Source organism: Pseudoxanthomonas suwonensis, from assembly GCF_010093235.1.
In the GTDB taxonomy this organism is placed as follows: domain Bacteria; phylum Pseudomonadota; class Gammaproteobacteria; order Xanthomonadales; family Xanthomonadaceae; genus Pseudoxanthomonas; species Pseudoxanthomonas suwonensis.
Genome location: NZ_PDWP01000059.1, coordinates 1 through 1,199, shown reverse-complemented (window position 1 = coordinate 1,199; position 1,199 = coordinate 1). Strand labels below are relative to the sequence as shown.

At 69.2% G+C, this 1,199-nt stretch carries 1 protein-coding gene; it reads right to left on the bottom strand.

Annotated elements, in window-relative coordinates:
• Window positions 1-8: 8 nt before the first annotated feature.
• Window positions 9-1,199: ISL3 family transposase (locus CSC68_RS15740; RefSeq protein ID WP_162204536.1), on the bottom strand; the 1,191-nt coding region annotated here is incomplete at its 5' end.

Below are 1,199 nucleotides of genomic sequence, written 5' to 3'. Positions count from 1 at the left end.
TTGGTTCTTCACCCAACTCCGGGGAAGGCCGCCCGGATCTTGAGGAAGAAGTAGGCGTCATCGCGGAAGCCGTAGGCCATGCGCTTGATGACCTTGATCTTGTTGTTGATGCCCTCGACCAGGTTGGTGCCCAGCGGCCACCGGCAGTGGGCCAGGATGCCGGGCAGGTAGGGCTCCAGGCGCCGGACGAAGATCTTCAGCGGCTCCAGCCCGCTGCGCAGGGCCCGGCGCTTCCACTGCTTCCAGGCGCGTAACGCCCAGGCGCGGCTGCGATATCGCCACAACTGTTTGAGGTCGTCCTTGAGCAGGTAGACGGTGAGCAAGGCGCGGTTGGCTGCCAGCAGTTCGTCCAGGTGCACGGCTTTGTCCGCCGGTACGTTCTCCCGGTTGCGCAGCAGCAGCCAGCGCGAGGTCTTCACCACGCGCCGGGCGGGCGTGTCGCCACGCAACCGGTTGGCTTCGTCCACCCGGACCCGGTCGATCACCTCGCGGCCGTACTTGGCCACCACATGGAACAGGTCGTAGACCACCTCGGCGTTGGGACAGTGCTGGCGCACCTCCAGGTCATAGGCGGTGTTCATGTCCATGGCCACCGCCCGGATCTGCGCGCAGCGCTGCGGACCCAGCAGTTCGAAGAACGGACGCACCTCGGCCCGGCTGCGGCCGCGGCCCACCCACAACACTCGCTTGCGCTGCGGATCGACCACCACCGTGGCGTAGCGATGGCCCTTCTGGATCGCGAACTCGTCCATGGCCAGCAACCGCACCCCGTCCAGGTCCGGTGGCCCCAGCGTGCGCTCCAGGTGCCGGTAATCGATGGCCTTGGCCGTCTTCCAGTCCAGGCCATGCCACTGCGCGGCGTGCCGCACCGAGGTGACCGCGCACAGGCGCGCCACGCTGCGGGCCAGGCGCCGGGTCACCCGGGCATGCCGGTCCAGCCAGTCCAACTGCTCCAGCCGGGGACCACAGCGCGGGCAGGCCAGGCGCAGCCGTTGCACCCGCAGCTCCACCGACTCCTCGAACACCGGCAGGTCGCGGATCCGCCGCACCGTGCGGTCGTGGATCGCCGCCACGGGCTGGCCGCAGCCGCTGCAGCAACGCCGCACGCCCTCCTGCGGATCAAGCTCGATCACCAGCCAGCGTTGGCCGCCGCGCGGCTCGCGATGCCAGCGGCTTACGCCATATCCCGCCCAGCCTCC